Here is a 17,933-nt window from a genome sequence, read left to right on the forward strand (position 1 = left end):
GATCTCTTTTTGACGTTTTAGCTAGAATAAACTTTATTTTTGTTTTTTTATACCTTAAAAAATCCTTGCACTTCCATAAGAAACAATTTAAATCCTCTCGGTGTTCTTCCTTTGTTTTCCTATTCATCCCTGGACATGTTTCTCCAAGCGAAAGCAAGATACGTTTGATCTGATTTTAATTTTTAATCAAATCATTTGAACACTGGCACAATACGATGATCAAGAGTGTATTTATATTTCTAATGTTTACCTATTCACTTTCGAGTGAAGTTGTTTCGATGGATTCTGGTTGGACGTTTCAATCAGAGGGAGAACTTTTTCCAAAAAAAGTCAAAGTAGGTGTTCCCTTGATTGAACAGGGATACCAAGTTCCACTTAAGGGAAAATACCATTTGATCATTCCTATCAATTCTTTTCCCAATTCATCTTTATCGGTTTACTTAGATCGTGTCCACTCAGCAGACAAAACCTATTGGAATGGAAAATTAATTGGATCCACCGGAAGTTTATCTCCCAATTATTATCCTTACTGGCATAAGGTTCGTTATTATGAAATTCCTAACTCTATTCTAATGTTAGGTGATAATCACCTGGAGATTGATGTTGAATGCCGAGAAACACAGTTTCGATGTGGCCTCTTTCGATCGATTCCAATTTTTGGAACACAAAATGAAATCAAAGACAAAATGATATTCGAAGATGTAAATCAGATTGTAATGGCTGCTTTATTTTTTGGAATATTTTTACAACAAGCGATTGGATATGCTCTCAATCGTTCTTCCAAATCTGGGTTATATTTAGCTGGAACTGCTATCTTCTTTGTTTGTTGGCGTTTGCCAGCATTAAATAAAATTCACTTTTTAGATATCCATCCGGAAGTATTGGTTAGGTTATTATTCTTTTGTCAGTTTATTTTTCCCGTATTTATTATGTTATTCGTTCATAGTTTAATAGACCGAAGGATAACAAAGGTTGCTTTCATAACTTTTTTATTTGATTCTATATTAGCGTTTATTCAATTATTTGAATTAAATCCAGATGTTAGATTTTATTTTGTTTATGTCTGGTATGTTTTGCTCGGAATTAAAGTTCCAATCCTTGTTCAGTTGCTTGCAAAAAATTATAAAAAATCTTCCGAAGCTATTGTTGTATCCATCGGAGCATTGATTGCAACTTTTTTTGGGATTGCTGATGTATTGACCGATGTTTTGACCGGAAAAAATGCATACCTTACTCAATATGGAATATTAACTTTTTTATTTTCTGGAGTACTTGCGATTGCATTACAAAGTTCAAGGACCAAAAAAGAATTACGAAATTTAAATGAATCATTGGAAATGATTGTCACTCTTCGAACACAAGAACTTCAGAAACAATATAAACTTTTACATGATGATTTACTCATGGCTGCCAGTTTACAATCAAAGTTGATTCCTCCTATGGAATTTCAATATGAAAAATTAAACGTCGCTTCAATGTTTATGCCAATGGAAAAAATTGGTGGTGATTATTTTGATTATTATATACATGAAGATGGATCGTTAACTTTTTTGTTATGCGATGTGTTGGGGCACGGTATTGCTGCTGCCCTTATAGCAAGTATGTTAAAAGTTAATTTTTTGGAAATTGCTCCCAAAATAAAAGACCCTTCTTTGTTTTTGAAAGAGATCAATTTGAAAATACTTCCAGTGATCGAAAAGAATTATATCACTGCAGTCGCTAGTCATTTTGATCTTAAAAATCAAATTCTTTATTATTCTGTCATGGGACACCCAAGTCCTTTTCATATCAATTTAAGGGAGAACCGATTAGAAGCATTAGGTGGAAGGGGACCCATCATGGGATGGAAAAAAGAGGTGCAACTGGATACCTATTCAATTCCACTTATGTCAGGAGATCGTTTCTTTTTCTATACCGACGGCATAACGGAAAGCCATAGTCGTGAAAAAGAAATGTTCGGAGAATCTCGATTGAGAACACAACTGTTAGAGGGAAATAAGTTATCTCCTAAAGAATTAAATGAAAAAATCAAAAAGGAAATCAAAAAATTTACTTTTCGATTGTCAGATGATGTAACATACTTTACAATCGATTTCTTATGAAATCTGTAATCAAACGAATTGGATTACGATATCTTCTAAACTTAGGAGTAAACAATCAATTAGACTTACAAACTTCTGTTAGAGTTCAACTTTCTAATCTCATCGCGATACTGGGAATTGTTTCAAATATTCAATATTCGATTTTATTTACAATCGCAGGCGCACCGAACGTTATGACAATGAACGTGATTCACTTTTTCGTGATTTGTACTTTATCCTATATTTTATACTTAAATCAAAAGGAAAAATATTCATTAGCAAGAATCATCTTAGTATTTACGATTTCTGTTCCATTGTTATTCGTTTCCTTTATTAGTTTTGGCAAATCTGGTGGTTTTTATTATTATTTTTTAGTTTTTGCATTGGCTCCATTTGTTTTGTTTTCCTATGAGGAAAAGTTCTGGATCTTAATTGTATTTTTATCGAATAACTTATTTTATGTTTGGTTTGAATTTTTTGGAAAACCAGGTGAATTTATCAAAGGAACTTTATTATTTGATTCGTTTATCCAAGAGTTATTTCGAATCAATTCCGTTTTATCCAGTTTATTCTTTGTCGCACTTATCATGTTTTATTTTCTAAGAAATACGAACCGAATCCAAAAAGAAATGATTCGTACAAATGCACACAAAGATAAAATTTTTTCTATATTAGCGCACGATTTAAAAGGGCCAATCGGTACGATGAATTCGTTTTTAGGATATTTAACTGAAAACATACCTGAAAAAGATGAATTGGTCGTCGCCTTAAAAGAATTAAAGAAAAGTACAAATCAATCATTTTTAGTATTGGAGAACTTACTCGATTGGGCAAGAAATGAATCTAAAAAAATCCCAATTCATATGGAAATATTAAGTTTAATTTCTATAGTTCAAAATGCAAAAGATATATTGGATCTACAAGCAACTGATAAAAAGATCAGGTGGGAAATAATTGTTCCAGATCATATAAAAGTTTTTTGTGATGAACGAATGATCAGTACGGTGATTCGAAATTTGTTTTCTAATGCTATCAAATTTTCGTATCCCAATGGGACAGTATCTATCAAAGGAATCCATTTAGGTAAATATGCTGAATTAACCATCTCAGATTTGGGAATTGGAATGTCTAAAGATCAAATCAAACAAATTGAAAATGGAAATCCTTTTCCGACGACTTTTGGTACGCAAGGCGAAAAGGGGACAGGATTAGGTCTGCTTGTTTGCAAAGAGATGCTTAAAAATCAAGGTTGTACGATGAATGTGACAAGTTCACCAAATCTTGGTACAAAAATCACAATCCAAATTCCAAACTCTTTTTAATTTAGTTTCTTTTTTAAATTCTATCTTGTCCAATTGAAAGGTATGTGGCCCAAATTTTATTTTAACTGGTTACGAAAAAATTCCCCCACCGGATCTGTCGAAGTTTATCCTGAAATTTCGGATTCTTACGAAACAAATTTACCGAATGTTTTTGTAATTGGAGACTTAACAGGTGTTCCGCTCTTAAAGATGGCAGCCGAAAGTGGAGTTCAAGTTTGGAAATATATTCCGCAACTCTCCAACGACCATCTCGATGTCGTTATCATTGGTTCAGGGCCTGCGGGAGTATCCTGTGCGATGGAAGCAAAACGTTTAGGAAAAAAATACTTGGTTTTGGAATCAAATCTTCCCTTCCAAACGATTCAAAGTTATCCAAATAAAAAACCAATCTTTGCGGAACCAAAGAATTTTATAACAAATTCTTCCATCCGAATTATTGATACTGTTAAAGAAGATCTATTAAAAGACTTAAATAAAATCCTAAATGATAATCCTATTCAAATCGAAACAAACCAAAGAGTTGTTAATATTAAAAAAGCAAATGTAGGTTATGTTTTAGAAACAGAATCTGGATCAATTTTTAAAACAAATGCAGTAGTGATCGCAATGGGTAAATCAGGTGATCCAAAAAAATTAGGGATTAAAGGCGAAAATGAAGCCAATGTCTCTTATCGACTTATTGATCCGAAAGATACAACTGGTTTATCCGTGGTGATTGTTGGTGGAGGAGATACAGCCATTGAATCTGCACTCCTTTGTGCAGAGTTTGCAAAAGAAACTACAATCATTCATCGAGGAAAGGAATTTAACAAAGCAAAATCAGATAACATAGACTTAATTTTAGAATTGGAATCACAAGGAAAGGTGAATATCATTTATGAATCTGAGGTAAGTGAGATTACCTCTACTTCAGTTTTGATTAAAAACCAACAATCCGCAAAAAAAATTAAAGCTGATTTGGTTTTTATCATGATCGGAACACTTCCACCCATAGGATTTTTCAAACGGGTTGGAATCAAATTACAGAATGAAAAAAAAGTTTTGGATTGGGTGGGACTTACGGGATTGGTAACGTTTGCAATGGCTGCTTATTTTGGAAAAGCTTCCTTTTACGGACCATCTTGGTTTTCTTTTCTTGCTAGCATTTCAGCTTTTGTTTCCACTCTCAGTTTGATCTGTTATAGTGGGATCTTATTGGCTAAAAAACAGACAAAATTTGATTTATGGAAAGTTTTGAAAATTTGTTATTACCTCTTTGCGTTTAGTTATTTTTTAACTGTTTATTTTTTGTCAACCTACCAACAATTCCATTTATTTGGAAAATATCCGGCTTTCCATTATACATTTTTATACTCACTTACAATTTTAGTTTTTGGTATCCGTAGAATTTTGGTTCGTAAAACCCAATACATTTATTACCAAACATTAACATTAATAGGAGTTCAAGTTTTCTTTTTATTTTTGCTTCCTGAGCTGATATTACCTGCGTTAGGTGAATTTGGTTATTTAGGAAGTGAGAATGGGTTCATAAGAAAAGAAATTTTTCCTTCAGACTCTTATTGGAAAGCTTATGGATTTATCCTTGCATGGCCATTAAGTATGGGAGTTTTATATGATGGTGGTATCACAAAGTTTTGGTTAATATATGGACTTTCTTTTAGTTTTATTTTGATTCCGCTGTTAGTGTACCATTATGGGAAAGGAGCCTATTGTGGTTGGATATGTTCTTGCGGAGGACTTGCAGAAACACTAGGAGATGAATATAGACAAAAAATGCCTCATTCAAAAACGGCATATAAATGGGAACATTCGGGGCAATATATTTTGTTCTTAGCTGCTACTCTCACAATCTTAAAACTTATTGGCGTATTTGGTAAGTCGATTTATCCCAATTTAGAATTGGGAGAGAACATAGCAGATTCGGTTAAATGGGTATATGATATTGTTGTTGATATTGGTCTTGCAGGAGTTGTTGGCGTAGGATTTTATTTTTTTTATTCAGGTCGAGTTTGGTGCCGAATGTTTTGTCCTTTAGCATCTTTAATGCATATTTATGCCAGGTTTAGCCAATTTAGAATTTTTTCTGACAAAAAGAAATGTATCTCATGTAATATTTGTACTAAAAATTGTCACCAAGGAATTGATGTGATGGGTTATGCAAGCAGGGGAATCGCTATGGATAGTGTACAATGTGTCCGCTGTTCTGCTTGTGTATCATTATGCCCAACGGATGTTTTAGAATTTGGAAAATTGAAAAAGGAAGTGATTCAATATGATAAATTAGAAGCGAAATCCAGGAAATAATTATTTATGTCAACTAAGGATGACATTCTTTTTTTATTTGAGCAGGGAATAAAGGCAGCAAATCCAGAATTTTTGTTCGAAGACTTTTGGAAAAAAAATCCAGGATTAGAACAAACATTTAATGATCAGAATAAGAAATTATTTGTTTTTGCATTGGGAAAAGCTGCTTATTCGATGGCTATGTCATTTTCTCATTATTTTCCGGTAAACAAAGGTTTTATACTTACAAAGTACGGACATCTGCCATCAGAAAAGCTAAAAATGAGAGAAGATTCAATTTGGAAATATAGGGAAGCTTCTCACCCTATTCTTGATCAAAATTCTATCGATTTTGGAATGGAAGTATTAAAAATACTCAAAGAACTAGGATCTAATGATCGTTTAGTGGTTCTCCTTTCTGGAGGTGCTTCTAGTTTATTTGAAGTACCGATTGACGGATATGCATTAAACGATTTGGTTTCCATTCAAGATCAATTACTAAGAAGTGGAAAAACAATTCAGGAAATTAACCAGGAAAGGAAAAAATATTCCACAGTAAAGGGTGGTAAACTTTTAAAAGAACTAAACGAAGAGTTAGAAGTATTCTCTTTTGTGATTTCAGATGTCATCGGCGATGATCCAAATTCAATTGGATCAGGTCCAACCTTTCCAAGTCGTAATTATTTTATCTTAGGAAATCTTTCTAGATCTATCGAAAACATTGTTTTCGAGGCAACAAATTTAGGATATAAAACCAAACAAATCAGTGATACTTGGACAGAGTCAACGAAGGAAACTTCTATCTTGATAGAAAAAGAATTTCTAACTGCATTGGAGTCTCCAGAAAAACAAATCGTATTACTTGGCGGAGAAATGGTATGTCCTGTTTTTGGAAATGGACTTGGTGGTAGGAACCAAGAAGTATCCCTTCGGGTTGCCATTTTATTAGGTAAGCACAAAGTAAATCGTGAATGGGCATTTTTATCAGGTGGGACTGACGGAACGGATGGACCTACAGATGCGGCCGGTGGAGTTGTTGGCAATCAAACCATACCCGATTTGAAGGCAAAACATTGGGACCCAATAGAACAATTAGAAAATTCAAATTCTTATCCAATCCTAAAAGATGTAGATGCCCTTGTAATGACAGGTCCTACTGGTACCAATGTGAATGATATACTGATCTTGTTAGTTGACAGTGCGAAAGCCTAATTTTTTATTTTGTCCACTCCAATAAAGTTGGAACAATGGATTCTGCCATCTGCTTTTTCCAATTTTAGAAATTAATAATTCATCATAAATTTTTTTAAGTATATTAACGTGGTCTTTTAAAAATCTCCATTGTATCTCTTCCTTTTTTTGTATAGGGATTGAGTCTTTTGTAAGAGTAAATACCGATTCTTGTAAACCAACAAGAGAGGGAACAAGAATCGATCTTACTCCTTGGTAATCAAAATTTGCTTTGCGAGCAATAGATTCATGTAACCACCATAAAGTGTCTTCATACTTCCCATCTGATTCTAAACTAGATGCATTGATAAAGTTTTTTGTTCCAAAAAAGAATGGTTTGAATAAACTTAAACAAGGTGTTGATGTTCCGGTATAAAAAACTCTCATAGGGTCTTGATTAGTTTCTGAAGTGTCCCATTCTACAACCAAACTTCCATTTGTTTGATTCGGTGTTGTCGGACCAGTTGCATGAAGGCAAAGTGATTTCATAGAGGAGTTGCAAGGTTCAAATTCATCCGTGTCAATCGAGTGAATTTTTAAAGTTTCAATCGCAAGTTTTGAATTATATGTCGTATGTTTATTTTGAAATTGTTCTGCTGTGATTTGATGTAGATTTCTGCGATCGGTGCAGTGACTCATATATGTATAAAATGAATCACTGAAATAATTTTTGAATGAAAAATCTTTATTAGATTTGTACTTTAATTTTTGAATTAAATTAGTAGATGAATAATCAAAGTCAGATTCAATGGTCAACCCATTCGAGATTGCATAAAATGAATCAATTTTTTTAGCAACCCAATATCGATCTGCAGTTTCTAAGACATATCCATCTGTACGATCAGCGATGATAAAACTATTGTGATAAAAGAAACTTTGATTTTGATAACCACCGCAAGCGTCCTGCCCATATTTTTCTAAAAGTTCCGTTATTAAAAATAATGCATCTTTGGCTGTTTTGGATCGTTCTAATACCAAACGAATTAAATCCATCCCCGTTAAGCCATTGTTTTTTTTATTGATCTTAAGGTTTGTAAATACTGCTTCATTTCCAATACAAACACCAAATTCATTCACTCCCATTTCAGCTCCCCACATATGAAATGGTTTCGATAAAAAAACTTCGAATGTAACGTTCGTTTGTGGAATCTCTATATATGTGGTCTTTAAAACTGAATTTTTGGGATGTTCGATCCTTGGCAAGTGAAGTATCGATTGGGCCTCATTTGGTTCTCTATCAGAGTTTTTTGCAAAGATTCTTTTTTGAGTTTTTGTAAATTTTTCAGTGGCAAGGGATGTATCACACATTCTAGAATGTTATTCTGAAATCTAAATTTTTCAAACCAAAATTCGAGTAAAAATGCAATCAATACCGAAACAATTTTCAGAATTCATGACGATGGGGTTAACCTCCGATTTGGTAAAAAAGAACCGTTCAGTCTACGGTGCAAACGAGATCAGTACTTCCAATAAAAATAGTTTCTTTCGGATGTTATTTGGCGTTGTCACTGAACCAATGATTTTGCTTCTCATTTCCATTAGTATAGTTTACTTACTACTTGGTGACCGAGGTGAGGCCTTACTATTGTTATGTTCAGTTGTTGGAATTATTTGTATCACTTTTTACCAAGAAAAAAAAACAGAAACGGCAATTTCAGCACTTAGATCGTTAGCCAGCCCTCGTACAAATGTCATACGTGATGGCAAAATTTTTCGAATTGAAGGGAGAGACGTGGTTTTTGGTGATCTCATCATTTTAAATGAAGGAGACCGCATTCCAGCGGATGCCGAACTATTATCTGATCGATTATTTTCATGTGATGAATCATTGTTAACTGGTGAGTCAATTCCGGTAAATAAGCCTGTAGGACATTTAGTTTATTGTGGTGCTTTGGTTGTTGGTGGAGAAGGGATTTGTAGAATAAATGCAGTTGGGAACCATACAGAAATCGGAAAAATCGGTAAAAAAATTGCAGAGGAATCTGTAGGAAGAACTTTATTAGAAATTGAAGTTACAAAACTAGTTAGAAATTTGTTTTTTGTAGCTGCCAGTTTATGTATCATTTTAGCATTATATTTTGGTTTTGTAAAATCACTATGGTTGCAAGGCTTATTATCTGGTTTAACGCTTGCTATTGGTTTGATGCCAGAAGAGTTACCTTTGGTACTGACAATCTTTTTTGCGTTAGGGGCTTATCGTTTGAGTACTAAAAATGTATTAGTACGAAGATCATCTATTATTGAAACATTAGGGGCAGCAACTGTCTTATGTTCAGATAAAACAGGCACTATCACTAAAAATAAAATGAAGGTCGGGAAAATTACATCTAAAGAAAATGCAGAAAATATAGAATTTGGATCTGACATTTCGCAACCTTCAAAGGAGATCTTACAATTCGCATATTTTGCATCAAAACATCCTAGTTTTGATCCTATGGATATAGCTATCACGGATTGTATGAACGAATTCTATCAAAATGGAGATTTGTCTTTATTATCAATTAAAGATTTTCCTTTGACTCCTGAGCAGTTAACTATGGTTAGAGTTTTAAAGGAAGATGATAGTTATGTTTGTTATGTGAAAGGATCTCCTGAAGCAGTATTTGAGTTATGTCAATTGGGTATAAAGGATCTAGATTTTTGGACAAAAAAAACAAATGAACTTGCAAACGAAGGATATCGAGTATTAGCAGTAGCAAAGTCAACATCACCTGTAAAAAATATTCCAGATCAAAGAAATTCTTTACCATATACAATATTTGGTTTAATTTCTTTCTTAGATCCGATTCGTGAAATAGTGCCAACGGCTATAAATACCGCTTACGAATCGGGTATACGTGTGATTATGATAACAGGCGATTATCCTGAAACGGCAAAAAATATCGCAAAACAAATTGGATTAAAAAATTCTGAACAAGTGTATACGGGCAAGGAGTTATCACTATTAAGTGAAGTTGAATTAACCAAAGTTTTGAATGACTGTAATGTGTTTTCACGAGTTAGTCCTGAAGACAAATGGAAACTTGTTCGAATTTTAAAATCCAAAGGTGAAATTGTAGCAATGACTGGTGATGGCGTAAATGACGCACCTGCTTTGAGAACAGCTAACATTGGAGTCGCTATGGGCGAACGAGGAACAGATGTTGCGAGAGAAGCTGCCGATATCGTATTGTTAGACGACTCATTCTCTTCCATATTAGAATCTGTCAGGATTGGCAGACAGATTTTTGACAATCTCAAAAAAGCATTAGGGTATTTAATTGGAGTCCATATTCCCATCGTAGGGATTACTTTTTTCCCAATTTTATTTGATTGGCCAATCATTGTTTTGTCGGCCATACACATTGTTTTTATGGAAATGGTAATCGATCCAACTTGTACGATCGTTTTTGAAAATGAAGATGCGGAATTTGATCTGATGAAACGTATGCCAAGGGATGCAGCCGAACCATTATTGGATCGAGAATTATTTACGAATTCTCTAATCCAGGGTTTTTATTCATTGTTGTCAGTTGTGTCCACATATTGGATCACACTTAAATTTTTAAAAGATTCATCTTCCAATCAAGCTGTCAGTACAGCAACATTTGTGACTCTTGTTTTTTCCAACTTATTCTTAATTTTAGCAAATCGTTCCTTACATGAATCGATGTGGAGTCGGATGAGAATCAAAAATTCTATGATTTACTATGTATTTATTGGAACAGTCGGAGTTCTATTGCTTTCCATTTATCTGCCTGGTATGAATTCATTATTTCGATTTGTACCGTTAAATTTTCTCCAATTCATGGTAGCGATACTTGTTGCATTTATCGGAGTATTGTTTTATGATATGACAAAAGTTTCTGTTTCTAAGTGGCTCCGCAGAAACTAAAAAGGTGATATTGATAACTACATTATGATAGAACTTATTTTTCCTAAAAAATATTCAGCTTTATGTTTGAAATCTGCATTCTTTGGTTTTTTTGCTCATACAGGTTTTGTGAGAGGTTTACAAGAGATCGGTTTTAAACCAGCCATCGTAACTGGTTCAAGTTCTGGTGCAATGATTGGAGCCTTATATGCAACTGGGAAAGATATGGTCGAATTTGAATCTTTGGTTTTAGGACTTAAAAAAAAGGATTTTTGGGAAGGTAATTCATTAACGTTACTTGGTCGCCTTTTGAAGAAAGGTTGGAACCAATCGAGTGGTGTATTAACAGGACAAGCAACTCGTAAGATTTTATATCCTTACCTTGGAAATAAAAAGTTTTCTGACTTACCAATCAAACTTGGAATTGCAGTTTCTAATTTATCTAAAAATAAACGTGAGTTAATCACAGAAGGAAATGTTTTGGATGCAGTGATGGCTTCCATCGCGTTTCCATTTTTATATGAAGTGCAGGAATTTCAGGGTCAAGAGTTTTTAGATGGTGGAATTGGTGATGGGGAACCAATCAAAGAATTAATATTAGATCCTAGCATCGATAGAATTGTAATTCACCAAATTAATAATAGCAGACCTATTAGCAAAAATATGATGAAGCGGGCGTTAGATGCATCGGTTCAAATCATTGAAACAGAAACAGAAGACTTAAAAACTTTGTTAGCAAAAGAAAAAGGTAAAAAATTAATTCGATTAGAAACCAATACACCTTATTTGTCTCCGAATGATTTTTCAAAGGGTAAATTTGCATTGGCAGAAGGGAGAGGAACTGCTTATAAACATAAACCCGAGATATTGGGTGAAATGGAATTACCAATTTTTGGACTCTTCAATTAAAACACTTCAATTATGGAATCACAAAAAAAAATCAATGTTTTAGTAGTAGAAGATTCCGTTGCTTCTTATCAAGCTATCGTATCAGTGTTGCAAAACTTTGGATTTACACTCTCATCAGAAAGAGTGGAATGGAAAGAAGAATTTGAGAGAAGTATCATCGAGAAATCTTGGGATATAATCATTTCTGATTATTATTTGCCTGACTTTGATGGAAAATACGTAATCCATAGAATAAAGGAACTGAATCCTGAGTTACCTGTCATCCTAATCACTGAGTTTATTCCTGAGGAAGCTGCTTCAGAATATTTAAATTTGGGAGCTTCTGAATTTTTACCAAAGTCATCTATCATTAAACTCCCTTTCGTAGTAAATCGTGAATTAGAAGCATTTAGGTTAAAGCAGTCTCAAAAAAAAGCATGGGAAATGTTAGTCCATGGTGAAGAAATTTTAACAAGATCTCAAAAGATTTCTCATCTTGGACATTTTGAAGTGATATTCCCAGAAAACAATACCCTTTGGTCATTAGAATTATATAGAATACTAGGTTATGATTTTAGTGAAGTTCCATCTATGGAAAAAGTTTGGACTTTGCTTGATGTGGAAGAAAAGAAATTAATTGAAACGGTTTGGAATGAAGTTACTAGTGAGAATACTTCAAAAGAATTTGTATTACATTTAAATACAAAACTTGGGCGCAAAAAAGTAAATTTATGGTTGGAAGCAGAAAGGTTTGATGAAGATCGATTTAGAATTTTCGGAACAATACATGATATTTCCGATGTATCAGATCTAGAAAGTTCCATTCAGTTAAACGAACAATTATTTAAAGGCATCTTTAATAATTCATCACAAGCAATCTTTTTGTTAGATTTACAAGGTCACATCATTCGTATGAATCGCAATTCAGTCTTGTCATTCGAAAGAAATGAATCCGATGTACAAGGTTTGGAATTGATTAGTTCTATCTTTTCTGAATCAAATGAAGATTCGATCAAAAAATTGACATATGGGATGAAATTAGCATTAAAGAATCAAACATTCGAAGTTTTGGTTTCTTATCGATTACGAGATGGAAGAGAAAAATATTTTGATTGTGACTTTTATCCATTGAATGATCCTTTTGGCAAAATCATTTATCTTGTTTTAGAAGCAAAAGATATTACTGAAAAAATTGTTCTAGAAAGAGCCTACGCCCAAGCTCAAAAACTGGAGGCACTCGGTACATTCGCAGGTGGGATTGCACATGATTTTAATAATTTATTAACTCCAATGATGGCTTATATTTCATATTTAAATGCAGAGTGGTCGAGTAATCAAACGGATGAAATGATTCAAAAATCACTGCCGGCAATTGAAGGAATATCGAAGTCTCTTGAACGTGCGAAAAATTTGATCCAACAAATACTTACTTATTCAAAAATAGATCATTCTTCGACTAAACAAATAGATCTACGAGAACAATTATTGCAGGTGTTAAGTGAGGTAAAATTTGTATCATCTAACAAACTTTCTATCTTTACTGACTTAGGCACTGAATCGGCATTCATTGAAGCTGATCCGATTCAAATATTTCAAATTCTTTCTAATTTATATGAAAATTCACTCTTTGCCCTACAAGAAATACAAAACCCAAAGATTACAATTAGTCTTACGAAAGTAATTTATGAAAAATCTGATTTGTTCCAAGTTGGTTTTTTAAAGAATACCGAATATTGGAAGTTGAGTTTTTCAGATAATGGGAATGGAATTCCTAAAGAAATTCTTGATAAAATATTTGATCCATTTTTTAGCACAAAAGGTGGCAAAGGTACAGGTCTTGGACTTTCCATCATCTATGGAATATTAGCCAAAATGGGTGGAACCATATTGGTGGAATCTACGGTTGGAAAAGGTACCCAATTCGATTTATATTTCCCTGCTTGGAAAGCAATGCTTTAAACAATTGACAAATTTGTTCAATGCTTTATGAACATAATTTCCCATGACTTTTTTGATTCAAAAAAAGCTTGAGCCATTTTACCTAGGTTTTCTTTGGATTCTTTTGTCTTTTTTGATATTTTCCTCTTTTTTCTTTTTTTACCATTTGTTCGAAAGTCGTTCAATATCCATTCGCTACGAACATAAGAAAAATTGGGATTTAAATCTAAAAGAATATTCTTCTTCTTTAAAGGATGCGGAAACAGGTGTAAGAGGATACTTACTTTCGAATGAGCCCACGTTTCTAAATCCATATCACAAAGCTTTAATACTTCTTCCTAATATTGAAAGATATTTATACGATAATAGTGAAATTGAAGATTTGCAGGAATTAAAGAATTTACTCGATTTGAGTCATTCAAAACTAAAACACATGGAAGGGTATTTGAATTTATTTCCTGGTAGATTACCATCAAAAGATAGTTTGGTTTTAGGAAATCAGAAAATGTCTGAATTCCGAATTTTATATGAAAAACTCTTGGTAAAGAAACAAAAGAGAGATGATGCGGAATATGAATCTTATAAAAAATCAAGCAATCGACTTTTGGTTATATCAGCTGGTTTGTTTCTCCTTTTATCATTTTTAATTTTATGGATGATTTTTGTTCTTAAAAAAAGTATTCAGTCAATAGTTGAGAAAGAAGTAATCGAAGATAGATATTTTGAAATTGAGGATATATACCAAAATTCACCTGTCGGATTTCATAGTTTAGATGCTGAGGGTTATTTTTTAAAAGTAAATCGTACTGAATGTGAATGGTTAGGTTATTCTGAGAATGAACTGGTGGGAAAAAAGAGATGGTCTGATCTTTTAACAGAAAATAGCAAAGCAATTTTTGAATCCAATTTTCCAATTTTTAAAAAACAAGGTTATATTAATAATTTAATTTTTGAAATAATTAAAAAAGATGGTGGGTCAATTTTTGTTAATTTATCGTCCACCGCAATTTTTGATTCTTCTGGAAAGATGATTAGCACCAGGTCAGCGTTAGTTGATGTTACGAAATCTATTATTTATGAACGTGAACTTCTCGTTGCTAAAAAAAAGGCAGAGGATGCAAATAAAGCAAAATCTGATTTTTTATCAAATATGAGCCATGAATTGAGGACACCGCTAAATGCAGTGGTCGGAATTGCATTGTGGTTACTTGAAGAAAGTCCAAAACCTGAACAATTAGAAAATTTGAAGAATTTAAAGTTTGCTGGTGAATCACTTTTGTCACTGATTAATGATATACTCGATTTTAATAAAATTGAAGAGAGATTGGTTGTCATAGAGAAGATTGATTTTCGGTTAAAAGATTTTTTAAATTCTATCACAACAACTTTTTCGATGCGATCGAATGAAAAATTATTAATTTTTCATTATGAAATTTCTGATCATGTTCCGGAATTCATCCATTGTGACCCTACGCGTTTGTTACAAATTTTAAACAACTTGTTATCTAATGCACTAAAATTCACTTATGAAGGTTCAATAACATTTCGTGTCACCTCTGAATCACTGAATAATGATCATGTGTTACTAAAATTTGAAGTCGAAGACACTGGAATTGGAATCGATCCAAATAAATTTGATACAATTTTTGAAAAGTTTACACAAGCAAATCAAGATACTACTCGGAAATTTGGAGGATCTGGTTTGGGGCTTGCAATTTCAAAGGCTCTTGTCGAACTCATGGGTGGAAATTTAGAACTTTCCTCTGAATTAGGAAAAGGTTCCAAGTTTTCCTTTTCTTTACCATGTTTAATCGGAAAAGGGAACGAATTTATCTCAATTAGTTCTGTAAAAAATAATGATTTGTTAAAAGGAAAAATAGTACTTGTTGCAGATGATATTCAAATCAATCGATCCATTGTGATTCGTTTTCTCAATCGTTGGGGGATTCAAACTTTAGAAGCTACAAATGGTTTGGAAGTGTTAGAAGTATTAAAGAAACAACAAGTAGATTTAATCTTGATGGATCTTCATATGCCAGTAATGGATGGGTATAACTCTACTATCGAAATTCGAAAAGATCCAAATTGGGAACATATTCCCATCATTGCTCTAACAGCGTCTGCGCAAATAGAAACTCGTAATCAGATCAAATCGGTTGGAATGAATGATTTTATTTCTAAGCCATTTAATCCAAATGATTTATTAAACCAGCTTCATATTTGGATCGGTTTTTAAATTGTAATACTATGATTCAAAATTTGAATCTAATGATAAAGCAAGGATTGTAATATCATCATCAGATCGTTTTGATTTTTGAAATTTTTCAATTTCATCGATGACCGAATCGCAAATAAACTGAGGGTGTTTGTTTGAAAGGGATTGAATTAGATTATGAAAACGATCCTCTCCGAACAACTCACCAGTTTGAATATTTCTTGCTTCGATCACACCATCGGTAAATAGAATCAAAGTTCCATTTTCAGGTAAAGGGAAACTCATTTCAATGATGTCGGATTTGATATATTCGTTAATGGCTCGTCCATAACTCGTATACGTTGTCATATTTCCATTTCTATCCAAATGAAGGAGGGGTAAGTGGCCAGCATTTGCTATCCGTAGAATTTTTTCTCTAGGATTTAAATACACAAAAAAAGCACTTACGAAATGACCTGATAATAAACTTAATAATGATTTTCTGATTTTTTCTGCTGCTAACGCTGGTTTCTCTAATATATCATTCCAGATTTCTAAAGACACTTTTGTCATTGATGCGATCATCGCTGCGGGTATTCCATGACCAGATACATCGCATAAAAATAAACCCAACTCTTTTTCTTTTACGATGATTTCAACAAAATCTCCGCCTATGTCTGTTGCAGGTGAATATCGAAAACCAAGCGGATAATCTAATGCATGTGTCCTCTTTTGAGGTAATAATCCGTTTTGTAACTTTTGAGCAATTTTTAACTGCAAATCAATTTCTTGTTTTAGTTCGTTAGATTTTCGATAGTCAGATACTCGCAAAACTAAAGCAAGCGAGAGAAAAAAAACTTCCAATGCAGAACCAAGTGGTAGTGAATAAGTTGCATAATGAATTGGTTTTATAAAACCTTGAACCGTAAAAGTATGGAGTGAAGCTCCAAACATTAACGATCCAAATGCTAGAAGGAATAAAATAACTTCCAACTTTTTCTTACTTTTAATCAATGACATAGTTGAAATTGTAATTGCGAGAAAGATTGCAATGATAATTGAAATAACTGTTAATTGTATGAAATTTCTAAGGTTTAGAAAAAATATAAAGAACATTAAAAGAATGATAAGAAAAATATAAGTATTTGTGATTTTATTAAGTTTTGAATAATAATCTTTTGTTTCTAAGAACTCTAAGGTAAATAGTAATCCGAAAATAGAAGATAGATGGATTGTAATTGGAAATAAATAATTCTTCCATGAGTTGGAATAACTAATTTCTAAGTATTGTATGAAACCAGTGAAGTAAGTATTTAGGAAGAGAACTGTCGCCAAATAAAAGAAAAAATAAAAAAACTTTTTGTATCTTAGCGTATGTGCCAAAAAGAGACTAAAGAGAAACATCATAAACCCAGCACCAAAATAAGCTGCAAAAAAGATATCCTGACTCTTTGAATAAGCTATGAATGTTCGAGAATTATATAATGAGACAAAACTAAAAATTGGATTATCTGATCTTATTTTTAAGTATATCGTTCTAGTTTCATTTGAAGATAAGGTAATGGGAAATGCAGAAATATGAGAATAGATTGGTTTATTCCTTTGTAAAACTTGTTCACCGGACCATTGGGTAATCCATTTGCCATTGATCTCAGTATGTAATTCAAAAAGATCTACAACTGGATTCGATAAGTGTAAAAAGAAAGTGTGTGGAAAATTTCCATAATGGATCAAAGTGATCTTTAGCCAAACAGGATATTGTGATCGAGGAAATGAAATTACATTCTTTGGATTGGGTCGCCAAACTGTGTTTTCATTTAGAATCTCGGATAATTGAGCTTCAGGGTTTTCTGGTATCGTATATTCAAAGTATTTGCCAATATCACGAAACTGTTTTGATTCTTCGACTGAAATGGGTAAGGACATGAGGGGGTTCACCCACAAAATGAGGAGGAGGAAAATTTTACCTTCCCTATAAAATTGCACTAATTTCCTTTCTCCACTCGTTTTCTTCTTTCTGTCATGAGAGTTTGTTATCTTCGTAAAACCAAATTGAATCCATGATGATTTCCCCGATTCCTTTTCTAGAATTCGACGAAGTTTGCTTCCCTGAAAGTCCTTTTCGAAAAAAACTTGTCACAAGA

10 protein-coding genes are annotated in these 17,933 nt (G+C 33.0%); 8 read left to right on the forward strand and 2 right to left on the reverse strand.

Going from position 1 to position 17,933, the window contains the following annotated elements:
* Nucleotides 1-242 precede the first annotated feature (242 nt).
* From EHQ43_RS10695 to EHQ43_RS10710, 4 genes are read left to right on the forward strand one after another with little or no spacing between them, the layout of a single operon-like run.
* Nucleotides 243-2,102 (forward strand): PP2C family protein-serine/threonine phosphatase, encoded by a 1,860-nt coding sequence (locus EHQ43_RS10695; RefSeq protein ID WP_244242764.1) that lies wholly within the window; start codon nt 243-245, stop codon nt 2,100-2,102.
* Nucleotides 2,099-3,403, forward strand: coding sequence for a sensor histidine kinase (locus EHQ43_RS10700; protein WP_135771200.1), 1,305 nt, complete (start codon nt 2,099-2,101; stop codon nt 3,401-3,403). Before EHQ43_RS10695 ends, EHQ43_RS10700 begins: the two co-directional genes overlap by 4 nt.
* A gap of 42 nt (nt 3,404-3,445) precedes the next feature.
* Nucleotides 3,446-5,707 (forward strand): NAD(P)-binding domain-containing protein, encoded by a 2,262-nt coding sequence (locus EHQ43_RS10705; RefSeq protein ID WP_135771201.1) that lies wholly within the window; start codon nt 3,446-3,448, stop codon nt 5,705-5,707.
* Nucleotides 5,708-5,713: 6 nt separating this feature from the next.
* Nucleotides 5,714-6,898, forward strand: a complete 1,185-nt coding sequence (locus EHQ43_RS10710) for a glycerate kinase type-2 family protein (RefSeq protein WP_135771202.1) — start codon at nt 5,714-5,716, stop codon at nt 6,896-6,898.
* Here the strand turns inward: EHQ43_RS10710 and EHQ43_RS10715 are convergent.
* The gene (locus EHQ43_RS10715; RefSeq protein ID WP_135771203.1) at nt 6,875-8,224 is read right to left on the reverse strand and encodes a C69 family dipeptidase; all 1,350 of its coding nucleotides are present in this window, start codon (nt 8,222-8,224) and stop codon (nt 6,875-6,877) included. The two genes, EHQ43_RS10710 and EHQ43_RS10715, sit on opposite strands and share 24 nt — an antisense overlap.
* 52 nt (nt 8,225-8,276) lie before the next feature.
* Between EHQ43_RS10715 and EHQ43_RS10720 the strand changes: the two genes are divergently transcribed.
* From EHQ43_RS10720 to EHQ43_RS10735, 4 genes are all read left to right on the forward strand, one after another.
* Complete coding sequence (locus tag EHQ43_RS10720) at nt 8,277-10,790, forward strand: cation-translocating P-type ATPase (RefSeq protein ID WP_135771204.1); 2,514 nt, start codon at nt 8,277-8,279, stop codon at nt 10,788-10,790.
* Nucleotides 10,791-10,814: 24 nt separating this feature from the next.
* Nucleotides 10,815-11,678, forward strand: coding sequence for a patatin-like phospholipase family protein (locus tag EHQ43_RS10725; RefSeq protein ID WP_135753012.1), 864 nt, complete (start codon nt 10,815-10,817; stop codon nt 11,676-11,678).
* 12 nt (nt 11,679-11,690) lie between these two features.
* Nucleotides 11,691-13,616 carry a hybrid sensor histidine kinase/response regulator gene (locus tag EHQ43_RS10730; RefSeq protein WP_135771205.1) on the forward strand — a complete coding sequence of 642 codons (1,926 nt, stop codon included), beginning with the start codon at nt 11,691-11,693 and terminating at the stop codon, nt 13,614-13,616.
* A gap of 103 nt (nt 13,617-13,719) precedes the next feature.
* Nucleotides 13,720-15,831 (forward strand): ATP-binding protein, encoded by a 2,112-nt coding sequence (locus EHQ43_RS10735; RefSeq protein ID WP_244242765.1) that lies wholly within the window; start codon nt 13,720-13,722, stop codon nt 15,829-15,831.
* A gap of 9 nt (nt 15,832-15,840) precedes the next feature.
* Here EHQ43_RS10735 and EHQ43_RS10740 read toward each other — a convergent pair whose 3' ends face one another.
* Nucleotides 15,841-17,715 (reverse strand): SpoIIE family protein phosphatase, encoded by a 1,875-nt coding sequence (locus EHQ43_RS10740; RefSeq protein WP_208731015.1) that lies wholly within the window; start codon nt 17,713-17,715, stop codon nt 15,841-15,843.
* Between the last annotated feature and the right edge of the window lie 218 nt (nt 17,716-17,933).

The sequence above is a fragment of the Leptospira bouyouniensis genome, assembly GCF_004769525.1.
Classification (GTDB): domain Bacteria; phylum Spirochaetota; class Leptospiria; order Leptospirales; family Leptospiraceae; genus Leptospira_A; species Leptospira_A bouyouniensis.